This is a genomic window from uncultured Arcobacter sp. (genome assembly GCF_937982575.1).
Taxonomy (GTDB): Bacteria; Campylobacterota; Campylobacteria; order Campylobacterales; family Arcobacteraceae; genus Arcobacter.
In genome coordinates this window covers 23,340-37,239 of record NZ_CALJLR010000013.1, presented here as the reverse complement: position 1 = coordinate 37,239, position 13,900 = coordinate 23,340, and the positions used below count along the sequence as shown (strand labels likewise).

Sequence of the window (13,900 nt, the reverse complement as noted above, 5' to 3'; positions counted from 1 at the left end):
GAGTTTTTAGAGTTTGTAATTGTAAAAAACTCTAAAAACTCTACTTAGCATTAATTTAAGGGCGTCTACCTTTCATTGCATTTGCAACTGCTGACACAATAAGAAGTACTAAGAATACGAAAAATAGCAATTGAGCAATATTTGCTGCTGCACCTGCAATACCTGAAAATCCCAAAACTCCTGCAATTATTGCAAGAACTAAAAAAGTTAATGACCATGATAACATTGTCTCTTCCTCCTAACTTTATTTAATAATTACTTTTAAAACTTAGCTAATAGTTTCACCAAAAAAGGTTTTACATAATTCTGGGATATAAAGGTAGCTATTAACTCTTCTTTTATTCCTGAATTAAAACTTTTTAACGTATCACCTATATCATACCCAGGATCAATTGCTCTTAGTTTTAACTTAGCAATTTTAAGAGAACTGGGTTTTTTAGTAAATATAGAGTCATCTCCCTCTAATTTAGATACTAAATTATTAAGTTTTTCTATCTTTTTTGTTCTATTTTCCATGAGGCGACCTTAGACACTATTAATGCTAATATTAAAACTATCAAAGCTGTTATAAAATAGGCAAAAACCTCACCTAAATAACTTTCAATCCAAACTTTTATTCCCAAAAAGAAAAAAATAGATGCCAAAACAAGTAAAGAAAGTGAAAAAAGTTTTATCATTAAACCCTTTGCACTACTTACAAAAGAAGATTCTACCTCTTTTATTTGAGCTTCTATTAATTCTATAACAGAAATAATAAATTCTGAAATTGTAACTTTTGACATTTTATTTTTTTACTAGCCAAGCTGCTAAAAAACCTAACCCAAATGTTACTGCAACACTTTTGAAAGGATCATTTTTAATTTTAGATTCAACTTCACCAACTTCATCTAAACCTTTACTTTTTAACTCATATAGTTTTGCTTTTAATTCATCAATTGATAAATCTTCAAAAATATCAAGTTTACTTTTACTTTTGTTAACTTTTTCGGCTGTAGCTTCCTTTAAACTAGAAGATAACTCTTTTATATCTGTTTTTAAAAGCTCGATATCTTCTTTTAATTTTGTAACCTCTTGAGTAGTTGCCATTTCTTCTCCTTTAATATTTTTTAATACGACTTCTTGACTTCTTAAATCTATCATAATGAATATTAATCACAAATAAAAATTATTATTTAGCAGTATTATATAAAAAAACAATATATTTATTTTATAAAAGAATTTATTAACAACTATATTACTTGCTTGTAACTATTATTTAAATTTAAGATTACAACAATAAAAAATACAATTAATTAAAAAAATGACCTTTTGTCATAAATTTATCTATATTATTTAAGGAATATTTTATTAGCTTTTGTTATAGTTTAGTATAAATAAGGAGGATTATTATGAAATACAAATCAATAAAACTGCCTTTTACCTATGATACTTTGAAATCTATAGTATCTACAAATGTATTTTATTCTAGAGAATAATTAAAATAAATATCGTAGATATTTAATTAGAACACTAGAAATAAATAAAACGTAAATAATTTTAAAGGAGAAAGTCATGAGTATGAAAAAAGAATATGAAGTAAAATTACAAGCACAGTTAGATGAATGGAGTGCAGAGATAGATAGACTTAAAGCAAAAGCTGAGGCTGAAAAAGCAGATAAAAAAATCCAATATTATGAAGAAATTGATAAACTAAAATCTATGAAAAAAAATGCTGATGAGAAACTCACAGAGCTTAAAAATGCAAGTGATGATGCATGGGAGGACTTAAAGGCAGGAATTGACAGTGCTTGGATTTCTTTTGGTGATGCATTGAAGTCAGCTGGTTCGAGATTTAAGTAAATATCATACTTATTGCAAATATAATTTAGGAGATTACACATGAAACTACATATACATATATTAATGATAATCGGTTTACTTGGTCTTGCAACCTCATTGTCTTATGCTCAAAGTGAAGATACAGATACCTCAATTAAAGAAGTAAAAAAAGAGACCCAAGAGTTATTTAAAACTATTGGAAACTATACTGTAGATAAAAAAGATGAAACACTAAAAAAAGCAAAAGAGAGTTTAGATAAGCTAGATGAACGTGTTGATACTTTAGAGTCAAAGGTTGATAAACAATGGGATAAAATGAACAAAGCTGTTCGTATGGAAACCCGAGAAAATCTTAGAACTCTTCGTAAACAACGTAATCAAGTTGCCCAATGGTATGGTGGTATGAAAAATAGTACTGCTGAGGCATGGGAATACACGAAAAAAGGCTTTTCAGATGCGTATAAAGATTTAGAAAAAGCTTGGGAAAAATCTGAAAAAGAATTTAGCTCAACAAAATAAACTACTTTAGCATACTACAAATAAAGAGTCTGGCACTTATATTATAAAAAGTGTCAGACCAGTTTTATGTTTATTGAAATTAACAAATTAATTTAATTTGGAGGAAAAAATGCCATACAAAAGTATTAATGAGTTACCAAAACAAGCAAAAAACAACCTACCAAAACATGCACAAGAGATTTATAAAGAAGCATATAATAGTGCATGGGAAGAGTACAAAGACCCAAAAGATAGAAAAGATGACAGTTCAAGAGAAGAAGTTGCTCATAAAGTTGCTTGGGCTGCTGTAAAAAATGTATATGAAAAAAATAATAAAGAAAATTGGGTTAAAAAATAAAAATGATACCTTATCAATTTTTATAGAATTTAATTAGAAAATTGGTATAGTTTTCTTTAACTAACAGTTATATAATATCTAAGGAGCTTAATAATGAAAGGAAAAAGACCCAATAAATTTCAACAAGCTTTTATATTAATATTGCTGTTTACAGTACTAATGGGTTTTATTGGAATGATTCAAGAGTTTCTAATAGCTCTAGTGCTTGCTGCAATCTTTGCAGGCTTACTTTATCCTTTCTATCATAAAATTCTTTTATACTTAAAAAACAAATCTGCTTTGGCAGCCTCTATTGTATTGATTATATCAATTTTAGCTGTAGGGTTTCCCTTGGCAGCACTTACTGGTATGGTGACAAATGAAGCAATACAATTCAGCCAAAAAACAACTCCTATAGTAAAAGAGATTTTAAATGATGAATTCTCAATAAGTAAACAACTACCTAGTTGGTTGCCACTGCAAGAGAAGTTTGATTCTATAAATGAAACTCTTCTCAAAAAAGCCTCTGATGCAACAAGTGCAATAGGAAGTTGGTTAGTTTCAAGTTTGTCTAGTGCGACTAAAGGAACTGCTGGATTTCTTATGAGTTTATTTATTATGCTTTATGCTATGTTTTACTTTTTAATAAATGGACAACAGTTACTAGCTTCTCTAGCCTCTTTACTTCCTCTTTCAAAAAAAGATTATAATGAGCTGATGAACCGTGGGCTTATGGTAACTAAAGCATCACTTAAAGGTATAGTTATAATTGGATTTATTCAAGGGCTATTGGTAGGATTATCATTTTGGGCTGTAGGACTTAATGGACCAGTATTTTGGGGAAGTGTTGTTTTTCTTCTTTCTGCTATTCCAGGCTTAGGAGCACCTGTAGTTTGGGTGCCAGCAGTGATATACCTCATACTTACAGGCAGTATTGCATGGGGAATAGCGCTTAGTGTATGGGGAATAATAGTAGTAGGGTTAGTTGATAATCTACTACGCCCATGGATTGTAGGAAATGATGCAAAACTACCTGATCTTGTTATTCTAATATCAATCCTTGGAGGAATAATATCTTTTGGTCCAGTAGGTATTATTATAGGTCCTGTAATTGCAGCTCTTTTAGATACAGTTTTAAATATTTATAAAAAGAGCTTTAAATAACTTTGGGGAAGAACTTCTTAGCTAAAATTATCTTTTTACTTCAACTTTTGCCAACCTTTCATAGTACCTGATTAGTCCACAATGATCTAAATTATCTTCACCTTGAGCTTTCATCGCTTGCATAATTTCCATTATAGCTGCGGTAAGGTGAACAGGAGCACCTATTTCGTGCGCTGTATCTAGTGCATTTTGTAAATCTTTAATATGTAGATTGATTTTAAATCCTGGGTCAAATTTTCTATCCATAACTAAAGGAGCTTTTGCATCTAAGACAGCACTTCCAGCCAGCCCTCCCCTAATCGCTTGATAAACTAACTCAGGTTCAACACCAGCTTTTGTAGCTAAAACTAAAGCTTCACACATGCCAGCAATATTGAGTGCAACAATAATTTGATTTGCCAATTTTGTCGTATTTCCCGCTCCAACTTTTCCAGTATAAACAACAGAACTAGCCATTGACATCATCAGTTCATAAAACTTATCAAATACCTCTTTTTTTCCACCAACCATAACAGATAGTGTTCCCTCTATTGCTTTTGGTTCTCCACCACTTACTGGTGCATCAAGTAATTCAACACCTTTTTTAGCAAGTTGAGCTGAAATCTCTTGTGAAGCTAATGGTGCAATTGAACTCATATCAATAATTACCCCACCCTCTTTAATTCCATCAATAACCCCATCTTCTCCAAGGATAACTTCTTTTACTTGAGGAGAGTTTGGTAACATTGTTATGACAACATCAACTTGTTGGGCAAGCTCTTTAGCACTATTTGCACCTATTGCACCAGCATTTACTAATTCATCAACTGAAGTTTTACTTCTATTTGTAACAACTAATTCGTAACCGGCTTTTAATAAATTTTTTGCCATAGGTTTTCCCATGATTCCAAGTCCTATAAATCCAACTTTCATTTTATCTCCTCATGTATAAATTATAGGAGTCAGCTGATAATCATAACTCTATCAACTATTTCTCCTAATTATCTTATTAACTTCTGGCTGTGATATTCAAATTATTTTAGCAATTACATACTGTGAATAGCCTTGTTCATATGTCTTTAATATATAGTTATTTTTTGTATGTTCATAAATATATAACCTACAAGTATAAATAAGATATTAACACTTAGATGGGAATACATTGATTTTGATAATATGCTATATACTTTACCAAACACTAAAAATGGTAAAAAACAAACATTTATACTACCAGAATCAATTGCCCTACTTTTATTAGCAATGCAAACAAATAAAAAAGATTATGTTTTTGAATCTCCAACTAACAATAAAATATACATACAAAACATTCAAGCTCAAACAAGAAAGTTGAAAAAAGCATTAAATAACCCAAATTTTGGGATTCACTATTTGAGAAATGTTGTTGTATCAGCTATGGCAGAACAAGGGATTAATGCAACTTATTTATCAGGAGCATTAGGTCATTCTGATTTAAATACTATTAAAAAATATTTATCTATACCTTATAAAAAAGGTTCTGAAGTTGCAAATAAAACTATTGAAAATATTACAAGAGAAAATAATATATAAGAATACATGCATTATTTTATTTCATTATTGCATCAGAGTGGTAATGAATACAATTAAATAGACATTCTTTATAAACTTAAATTGAATTTTACCATGCAAATAATCTTTGCAATTAATTTGCGATAAATTTTATATACAATATTAAATAATTTATAATATAGGAAAACTATATGAACAAAAAAATTAATAAAAAAATTAATTTGATTAATGATTTAGATAAAGAAATATTAAAACTTATTAATAAAAGAATATCACTAGTAAAAGATGACGAATATTTAAATTCTTTTGATGTAAACAAGACCCTAATAGAAAAATTGAAAGATATAAATTATGAACACATTACATATAATGATATACAGATATTTTATAATGAAATATTTAATTTAGGAAGAAACCTTATTTCTATTGAAAAAGTTGCATATTTAGGTCCAGAAGGTAGTTATACTCAAGAAGCTGCAGAAAGTAAATTTGGCAAAAACTCTAGCTATTTTTCAGTTAATTCTATTAAAAATATTTTTCTTGAAGTTTCAGAAAATAGAGCAAAATATGGAATTGTTCCAATTGAAAATAGTTCTAATGGAATGGTAGGGGATACAATTAACTCTTTTAATATATTTAATCTAAATATTGTAGGAGAAATTGTTCTTGATATTCATCATACGCTAGTAAGTACATGTAAAAATATTAATGAGATAAATACTATATATTCTAAAGATATTGCATTTGATCAATGTTCTATTTTTCTAGAAAATTATCATTTAAATGAAGCTAAATATATTTATGTAGAATCAACTACTAAAGCTGCAAAGTTGGCATCAAAAACTCCAAACTCTGCAGCTATATGCTCTGAAAATGCTGCAAAAAATAATCACATACCTATTTTATTTAAAAATATTGAAGATAATAAAAATAATAGAACGCGTTTTTTTGTAATCTCTAGTGATGAATCATCTAAAACTAAAAGTGACAAAACAACTATTATTGTTCAATTACCAAATAAGTATGGGAGTTTAATTACATTTCTTAATAGTTTTAAAAAAGCAAAAATCAGTCTGAGTAAAATAAAATCCCATATAGTAAATGGTGTATCAACATTTTTTATAGAATTTGTAGGACATAAAAATGATGATAATATTCAGAAGATTTTAACTAAACACTCAAAATATATAAAAATTTTAGGTTCTTATCCAAAAGAAGTAGAAGACATATAAAAATACACAATAATAAAATCTGCGATAATTTTGCGATTGATTTCATATAAACTTCTTCTTAATAATTTAGATTTGATTTTTTCAAATCTAAAATATATAACTACAAAGGAATAAAATGAAAAGATTTACAAAATTAAGTCTAGCTACAATTGCTACATTATCTACATTTGCAACTATTGCAAATGCAAGTGATAGCATTGCAGCAGCATTCGCAGATTCAAAAGTTAAAGGTGAACTAAAATCAGTTTACGCAAAATCAAACTTTGACCCAGGTACACAAGCTTTACCTGCAACAAAAGATGATAGTATCCTTGCTGTTGGCGGGAGTTTAGGTATCATTACTGATAGTTTTTATGGTATTAAATTAGGAGCAACTTTTCAAGCTTCATCAATTTTATCAGATACTAACAAGAATGCTATATTTGCAAATGATCTGAATGTATCTGGTGCCGTATTATCAGAATCATATGTAGATTATACTATTGCTAATACCAATCTAAAAGCAGGTAGACAATTCATTACAACACCTCTTCTTAGTAGTTCATTAGATGGCAAATCATCAGAATCTCTAATTAAAGATTCATTTGAAGCATATGTATTAACAAATACAGATATTCCAGATACAACATTAGTTGCTGGATATGTAAGTAAATACCAAGGTAAAACTAATGGTACACAAGATGTATCAAAGTTCAATAAGTTTCAAGATGGAGCTTATACAATTTATGCAAAAAATACATCTGTGGAAAATTTAACATTACAAGCTCAATACTTAGATGAAAATGGTGTTACATCTGCTACAGATAAAAATGCTTTATATTTTCAAGCTGACTATGCAATGGGAGCACACATCTTGTCTGCACAATATGTAAGTTCTGAAGATAAAACACAAGCTGCAAATGCCCAAGAGGGGACATTGTATGGATTAAGAGCAATGGGACCAATAGGAATTGATAAACTTGGGTACATTGTTGCATATAATTCAAGTACTGATAGAAATGCTCCTGTATACACAGGTGCTGGTACAGGTACAACGGATACAGCCTTTACCGCTATGCCTGTTAATGGTGGTGGCGTTCCAACAAGAGCAGATACTGATACATTAGTTGGAGGAATAATTGTTCCAATAGCAAATACAACATCAATTCTTTATGCAGGAAAATCAACTTCATCAACTCATGTACTTGGTGATGTTACAGCAATGGGTGCAATATTTATTTATCCAGTAGTTAAAAACTTTACAATTAAAGCAAATTTTGAGCATGTTAAAATTGAAAAACTTGCAACAGAAGATGCTGGTACAGCAAGAGTTTACTTATCATATAAATTTTAATAAAAATAAATATAGATTTATAACTATTAATGGGTGTAGTTATATTTCTTATTTATTTTATGCTTAAATACTATTAAGATGCGCGCCAAATAGTATTGTATATTTTGAATGTAACTTCTATTTTACAGTTACATTCAAGTATTTATTCTCTAAAATAAGTACTTTTTTGATAGATTGTTCTCCTACATCAAAATAGTACTTATTTAAAATTCTTTATAAATATAAACACTTCGACATAAAAAATATGATAAAAATAGAAATCAAGATAAAAATTGGAATATTCATTTTATACTCTTATGCGTATAAAAATAAAAAATAAAATACGATTGGAATAACTATCAAACTAAAAAGATTTCCTACTGCAACAACAGAAGAGACTACACTTGCATCATGTCCATATTTTTCAGCCATAATAGAGTTAATAACTGCGGGAGGGAGTGCTCCAAAAAGTATTATTAAGTTTATTTGTAAAGTTGTATAGTCAAAAAACAAAATAGCAATTAAAGCCATTATAACACCAGACAAAGGACACAAGATAGCACCTATTAAACCTATTCTCCAGTGAGAAAATTCAATAGAAGCTAATCTTACACCCAAAGCAAATAAAATTAGAGGTATGGTAATTTGTGAAAGCATTTTAATTGGTATCAAAAATAATTCTGGTAAATGAAAATTATAATAATTAAATAGAAGTCCCAAAACTGTTGAGATAATTACAGGATTTTTAAGTATGTTAATTACCTTTGCCTCTCCTCCATACATTACTACTGCAATTGTAAACTGTCCAATAACTTGAACTAGTGACAAAGCAATAGCCATTGCCATTGCTTCTTCACCAAATGCAAATAAAGCTAAGGGAAGTCCTAAATTAATTGAGTTATTAAACATCATAGAAGGTAAAAATGTTCGTGGACTTATTCTTAATATTTTTGCTACTGGATATGAAATAAGCCCAGAGCCTAATACCACAATAACAGCCCCAACAGAAAAAGTTCCAAGTAGTGTAATAGAGGGTAATTTTTCACTAATAGCATAAAATACCAAAATTGGAATAAATATATCAAGGTTTATTTTATTAGGGATATCCATACTGATTTTTTCTTTTTTAGAATATAAATATCCCATAAAAGAAATCATCAAAACGGGAAATATAATCTGAAAGATTTTAAGTATCATGAATTAATATTTTTTATTATAAGTAAAGTCTAAAAGAGTAGAAATAGTTCTTGTATATGGTGCATCAAGGTTTTGTTCTTCACAATTTCTAATTACTACATTACAAATCTGATCTAGTTCTATTTCTCTATTATTTTCTAAATCTACAAGCATTGAAGGTTTTATTGAGTCAAAATCTGTGATTAATTTAAACATTTCATCTACTTCTACTTTAGAAATATTTATACCTTTATTTGAAGCAGCTATCGAGGTTTCAGTCATCAATCCATAAACAATCTTTGACAACTTTTTATTATGCATTATTACACCTGTCTTTTTTTTAAGTAAAGCACATATAGCATTAACACCATTATTTATAATTAATTTTTTCCATAACTCTAAATTAATATTTTCTGATATTTCAGTAGGAATATTTGCATTTTTAAAAACTTCTTTTAAGTTGATTAAAAAGATTTTATTCTTATTGGTTTTTTCAATTGCACCTAAAATTGTTTCTGCACATCCTGTAGCTTTAACTACAGCAGGACTTACAATGTGAGCACCAATTTTTCTTGTAAGTCCTGCAATAATATATTTTTTATTTATATAAGATGAAAGGACCTCTTCATTTTCTACACCATTTTGTAGGGAAATTATAAATGGTATATTTTTATCATCAGCAAACCACTCTTTTAAATGATTTGCTAAATTTAGGGTTGAAGTTGATTTAGTGGTAATTAATACAGCATCAAACAAGGAGAAGTCAAACTTTTTTATTTCACAAATTTGGGAGGAGGGAATCTGTTTATGAAATGAAAATTCTGGGTGCTGCAACTTCAAACCATTTTGCTGTAAGGCTAATAGGTGCTCACCTCTTGCTACAAAGGTTACTTGATTTCCTGCATCTAGTAATCTTGCACCAAAATAAGAGCCTATACCACCAGCCCCCAGAATCAAAAAATTCATTTATTTTTCCGAAAAAAAGTTTAATAATAAATCATTAAATCTTTGATTATGTTCAATTTGAGTCCAATGTCCACATTCACCAAAAATATGAAGTTGTGATTTTTGTATTAATTGATTTAATCTAATTGAATTTTGTACTGGAATTACTTTATCTTCTCTTCCATGTATAATTAAAACATCTTTTTCTATTTTTTTTATGTCATTTTCATCACTTTCCATTGAATCAACACCGTTTTGTCTAGGTGCAGGGAACATTGAAGAAAATGATTCTTGAAAACCAGGTCTTATACTAGCTTCATATCTCATCTTTGCTAAATCATCAGTTACAATACTTCTATCATAAGCAAATATATCTAATAATTCTTTCATATTTTCAATACTTGGAGTATATCCCCAGGCTTTGTCTAATCCATATGTTAAATCAAAATAAACTCCTACTGCACCCATTAGTACAATTTTATTAAATCTTTCTGGATATTTAATAGTGAGTGCTAATGCTAATGCTCCACCAAAGGAATTTCCAACAAGATTTGTTTTTTCTATTCCTAAAGCATCCATTAAATCTATTGTTTGCTTAACCCATGTATCCATATCATATGATATATCTTTAGGTCTATCAGAATAGCCAAATCCCACCATATCAGGTGCAATTACTCTAAACTTTTCTGATATAACTGGCATACACAATCGCCAATTTGCAAATGCTGAAACGCCTGGACCAGAGCCATGAATAAACATTATGGGATCCCCTTTTCCTAAATCATGGTAGTTTGTATTAAAACTTCCAGTTTTTATACTATTTGCTATTTCTGGATTTTGTGACATTTATTCTCCTTTTTACTTTTTTAAATCAAATTCTTTTGCCAATAATTCATAAGATCTTTTTCTATCTTCAAATGAATAAGTAACGTTAACAACAACAATTTCATCAACATCATACTCTTGTGCTAATTTTTCTATTTTTTCTTTACACTCTTTTGGTGTTCCTAAAATCATAGAGTCTAATGTTTCATGATAATAAACTTTATCTTCTAAACTTAATTCTTCATATAACTCTTCAACTCTTTTTGGACTTTGCAAAGGATCTCTTTGAATATGTCTAAAAGCTTGAACTTTCCAATATGTATGTGTGCTTGCAATTTTTTCTGCTTCTACTTTAGAACCAGCACATATACATGCAACAGCTAACATAGCTTTTGGCTTTTTAAAATTTAAAGAAGGTCTAAAGTTTTTCTTATAGTCTTCAATAATTTTAGTTGGTCTATCATGAGTACCTATAAATAATGCTAAACAAAATCCTGCACCTAGCTTTCCAGCTAAAGAACTACTACCCTCACTTGAACCCAATAGATAAACTGGCGTTGAATCAACACCTTTCGGAGATAAACTAACCCCATGTAAATAACCATTTTCTGGTATCTTATTATCCAAATAGTTTATAAGCTCATATGCTTTTTGAACGTAATCATCACCTTGAGAATTATGCAAAGCACGTGCAGCCAAAAAATTAGCTCCACTTGCTCTTCCAATTCCTAAATCTATTCTATTATGATGTAAGGCACTTAAACTGTTAAAAGTCTCTGCAACTTTAAATGAACTATAGTGATTTAGCATAACTCCGCCACTTCCAATTCTAATACTAGAAGTTGCATTTGCAACTTGACTTACCATTATTTCAGGACACGAACTTGCATACCCTGGCGTATCATGATGTTCAGAACACCAATATCTATAATAACCCAAGTTTTCGCAATGCTTTGCTAATTCTATTGTGTCAAATAGTCCACTTTTAGGTTCTTTATCTTCATGAATAGGAGACTGGTCTAAAACACTAAGTTTAATTCTTTGCATTTATTTGCCTAGTTTTTTAGCACTTTTTCCTGCAATACCATAATGCTGTTTTGGCATTTCATTTATTATTACTCTTACTGTTTCAATAGGAGCACCTAGCGATTCATGAATTGCTAGAGTTACCTTTTCAATAAGAGCCTCTTTTTTTGCGTCATCTCGACCTTCAATAATATTTATTGTAGCAATTGGCATGTTACCTCCTTAAATAAATTTAAATGAAACAGAACCTAAATCCTGAAACTTCACATTTACATTATCACCTTTTTTTACAGAAACTGCAGCAGTAATTGCACCGGATAAAATGTATTCACCTTTTTTGAGTGTTTCTCCACGTTCTGCCATCATATTTGCAAGCATTGCAATTGAAGTTGCAGGATGTCCAAGAACAGCTGCACCAGCTCCTAGTTGAACAACTTCTCCATTTATTTCCATAACTACACCTAAAGTTTTAAGATCTAAATCTTTTATATCTCTAGCTTGTCCACCTGTCACATATCTAGAAGATGAAGAATTATCTGCAATAACTGATTTTAAATCAAATTTAAAATCTTTATATCTCGAATCAATCACTTCAACAGCAGGCATTACAAAATCAGTTGCAGCTAAAACATCACCAATATGACAACCGGGTCCTGTTAAATCCTCTTTTAAAACAAAAGCAATCTCGGCTTCAACCTTTGGATGGATAAGTTCATCAATTTTGATTTCAGCTCCATCACCAAAAGCAAAATAATCAGCAAGATAGCCATAACAAGGGTTTTCAACACCCATTTGTTTCATTTTTGCTTGAGATGTAAGCCCCATTTTCATACCAACTATTTTTGTCCCTCTTGCTTCTTTATTTTTTCTTGCTGTCCATTGAATATCAAAGGCATCTTCATAGGTCATTTCAGGATAATCATCTGTAATCTTAGTAATTTCTACTGCATTTAGTTCAGCATCCTCACAATGCTTTGCTAACTTCTCTATTGTTGCTTTATCTAATGCCATTATATAAGTCCTTTTTCTTTTGCCATATCTAATGCTAAATCTTCAATCATATCTTCTTGACCACCAACAGTACCTCTTTTTCCTAATTCAATAAGAATAGCTCTTGCATCAACACCATATTTTACTTCTGCACGTCTTGCAAATAATAGAAAAGAAGAATAAACACCTGCATAACCTAATGTTAAAGAATCTCTAGAAATTCTTGTAGGTTTTCCCATAATTGGCAATGCAATATCTTCTGCAGCATCTTCAATTTTATTTAGGTCAATTCCTGTTTCAACACCCATTCTATTTAATACTGCAACTAAAACTTCAGTTGCAGTATTTCCAGAACCAGCTCCAAAACCTGCAAGTGATGCATCTATTCTTGTAGCACCGGCTTCAATTGCAGCCAAAGAATTTGCAACACCCATAGACATATTATTATGTCCATGAAATCCAATTTCTATTTCATTTCCAAACTCTTTCTTAAGAGCCCCTATTCTTGCACTTATATCATCAGGAAGCATAAATCCTGCAGAATCAGTAGCATAAATGCAATTTGCACCATATGAAACCATTTTTCTTGCTTCTTCAACTAATCTTTTTGGTTCAACCATATGTGCCATCATTAAAAAACCAACAGTATCTAATCCCATACCAACTGCTGCTTTTATATGTTGAGCTGAGACATCAGCTTCTGTACAATGAGTTGCAACCCTTACAGTAGAAATACCTTTTTCAAGTGCTTTTTCTAAATCTTTAACAATTCCAATTCCAGGAAGTAAAAGAGCTGAAATTTTTGCATTTTTCATATTTGGAACAACAGCATCTAGCCACTCTTCATCACTATGAAGACCAAATCCATAATTTAATGATGAACCACCAAGTCCATCTCCATGAGTTACTTCAATCAATGGAACACCAGCCTCATCCATAGCAATAGACATAGCTTTCATCTGTTCTAAAGTAAATTGATGTCTTACAGAGTGCATACCATCTCTTAAAGACATATCATGTATTTTAATTTTTTTACCTCTTAAATCCATT

19 protein-coding genes are annotated in these 13,900 nt (G+C 29.9%); 7 read left to right on the top strand and 12 right to left on the bottom strand.

What is annotated here, in order from left to right; genetic code table 11:
- Nucleotides 1-55: 55 nt before the first annotated feature.
- The 4 genes from Q0617_RS09600 to Q0617_RS09585 are packed head-to-tail and all read right to left on the bottom strand — an operon-like array spanning nt 56 to nt 1,086.
- Nucleotides 56-226 (bottom strand): DUF1328 family protein, encoded by a 171-nt coding sequence (locus tag Q0617_RS09600; protein WP_298752896.1) that lies wholly within the window; start codon nt 224-226, stop codon nt 56-58.
- A gap of 35 nt (nt 227-261) precedes the next feature.
- Nucleotides 262-516 (bottom strand): hypothetical protein, encoded by a 255-nt coding sequence (locus Q0617_RS09595; RefSeq protein WP_298752894.1) that lies wholly within the window; start codon nt 514-516, stop codon nt 262-264.
- On the bottom strand, nt 492-782 hold the full coding sequence (locus Q0617_RS09590) for a hypothetical protein (RefSeq protein WP_298752892.1): 291 nt from the start codon (nt 780-782) through the stop codon (nt 492-494). The genes Q0617_RS09595 and Q0617_RS09590 overlap by 25 nt, the downstream gene beginning before the upstream one ends.
- Nucleotide 783: 1 nt before the next feature.
- Nucleotides 784-1,086 carry a DUF883 domain-containing protein gene (locus Q0617_RS09585; protein WP_298752889.1) on the bottom strand — a complete coding sequence of 101 codons (303 nt, stop codon included), beginning with the start codon at nt 1,084-1,086 and terminating at the stop codon, nt 784-786.
- 465 nt (nt 1,087-1,551) lie between these two features.
- On the opposite strand from Q0617_RS09585, the gene Q0617_RS09580 reads away from it, so the two are divergent.
- The 4 genes from Q0617_RS09580 (at nt 1,552) to Q0617_RS09565 (ending at nt 3,817) form a co-directional block, all read left to right on the top strand.
- Nucleotides 1,552-1,839: a hypothetical protein gene (locus tag Q0617_RS09580; RefSeq protein WP_298752887.1), complete on the top strand. Its 288-nt coding sequence runs from the start codon at nt 1,552-1,554 to the stop codon at nt 1,837-1,839.
- A 39-nt stretch (nt 1,840-1,878) separates the two neighbouring features.
- A complete protein-coding gene (locus tag Q0617_RS09575; protein WP_298752885.1) occupies nt 1,879-2,337 on the top strand; it encodes a hypothetical protein in 459 nt (152 codons plus the stop codon).
- Nucleotides 2,338-2,446: 109 nt separating this feature from the next.
- Complete coding sequence (locus tag Q0617_RS09570; protein WP_298752883.1) at nt 2,447-2,674, top strand: ChaB family protein; 228 nt, start codon at nt 2,447-2,449, stop codon at nt 2,672-2,674.
- 93 nt (nt 2,675-2,767) lie between these two features.
- Nucleotides 2,768-3,817, top strand: a complete 1,050-nt coding sequence (locus Q0617_RS09565) for an AI-2E family transporter (RefSeq protein ID WP_298752881.1) — start codon at nt 2,768-2,770, stop codon at nt 3,815-3,817.
- A gap of 27 nt (nt 3,818-3,844) precedes the next feature.
- Here Q0617_RS09565 and garR read toward each other — a convergent pair whose 3' ends face one another.
- The gene (gene garR, locus Q0617_RS09560) at nt 3,845-4,729 is read right to left on the bottom strand and encodes a 2-hydroxy-3-oxopropionate reductase (RefSeq protein WP_298752879.1); all 885 of its coding nucleotides are present in this window, start codon (nt 4,727-4,729) and stop codon (nt 3,845-3,847) included.
- 195 nt (nt 4,730-4,924) lie between these two features.
- On the opposite strand from garR, the gene Q0617_RS09555 reads away from it, so the two are divergent.
- The 3 genes from Q0617_RS09555 to Q0617_RS09545 all read left to right on the top strand — a co-directional run bounded on the left by Q0617_RS09555 (nt 4,925) and on the right by Q0617_RS09545 (nt 7,909).
- Nucleotides 4,925-5,365 (top strand): tyrosine-type recombinase/integrase, encoded by a 441-nt coding sequence (locus tag Q0617_RS09555; RefSeq protein ID WP_366517902.1) that lies wholly within the window; start codon nt 4,925-4,927, stop codon nt 5,363-5,365.
- Nucleotides 5,366-5,535: 170 nt separating this feature from the next.
- A complete protein-coding gene (locus tag Q0617_RS09550) occupies nt 5,536-6,576 on the top strand; it encodes a prephenate dehydratase domain-containing protein (protein ID WP_298752877.1) in 1,041 nt (346 codons plus the stop codon).
- 115 nt (nt 6,577-6,691) lie between these two features.
- A complete protein-coding gene (locus tag Q0617_RS09545; RefSeq protein ID WP_298752875.1) occupies nt 6,692-7,909 on the top strand; it encodes a hypothetical protein in 1,218 nt (405 codons plus the stop codon).
- Between the two features lie 294 nt (nt 7,910-8,203).
- Here the strand turns inward: Q0617_RS09545 and Q0617_RS09540 are convergent, their stop codons facing one another.
- The 7 genes from Q0617_RS09540 to dmpG are packed head-to-tail and all read right to left on the bottom strand — an operon-like array spanning nt 8,204 to nt 13,899.
- A complete protein-coding gene (locus Q0617_RS09540; RefSeq protein ID WP_298752873.1) occupies nt 8,204-9,034 on the bottom strand; it encodes an AEC family transporter in 831 nt (276 codons plus the stop codon).
- Nucleotides 9,035-9,088: 54 nt separating this feature from the next.
- Nucleotides 9,089-10,030 carry a ketopantoate reductase family protein gene (locus tag Q0617_RS09535; RefSeq protein ID WP_298752871.1) on the bottom strand — a complete coding sequence of 314 codons (942 nt, stop codon included), beginning with the start codon at nt 10,028-10,030 and terminating at the stop codon, nt 9,089-9,091.
- Nucleotides 10,031-10,855 (bottom strand): alpha/beta hydrolase, encoded by an 825-nt coding sequence (locus Q0617_RS09530; RefSeq protein WP_298752869.1) that lies wholly within the window; start codon nt 10,853-10,855, stop codon nt 10,031-10,033.
- 12 nt (nt 10,856-10,867) lie between these two features.
- Nucleotides 10,868-11,881, bottom strand: a complete 1,014-nt coding sequence (locus tag Q0617_RS09525; RefSeq protein ID WP_298752868.1) for an MsnO8 family LLM class oxidoreductase — start codon at nt 11,879-11,881, stop codon at nt 10,868-10,870.
- Complete coding sequence (locus Q0617_RS09520) at nt 11,882-12,073, bottom strand: 2-hydroxymuconate tautomerase (RefSeq protein WP_298752866.1); 192 nt, start codon at nt 12,071-12,073, stop codon at nt 11,882-11,884.
- Nucleotides 12,074-12,082: 9 nt separating this feature from the next.
- On the bottom strand, nt 12,083-12,871 hold the full coding sequence (dmpH, locus tag Q0617_RS09515; RefSeq protein ID WP_298752864.1) for a 2-oxo-3-hexenedioate decarboxylase: 789 nt from the start codon (nt 12,869-12,871) through the stop codon (nt 12,083-12,085).
- Nucleotides 12,871-13,899, bottom strand: coding sequence for a 4-hydroxy-2-oxovalerate aldolase (gene dmpG / locus Q0617_RS09510; protein WP_298752862.1), 1,029 nt, complete (start codon nt 13,897-13,899; stop codon nt 12,871-12,873). Before dmpG ends, dmpH begins: the two co-directional genes overlap by 1 nt.
- Between the last annotated feature and the right edge of the window lies 1 nt (nt 13,900).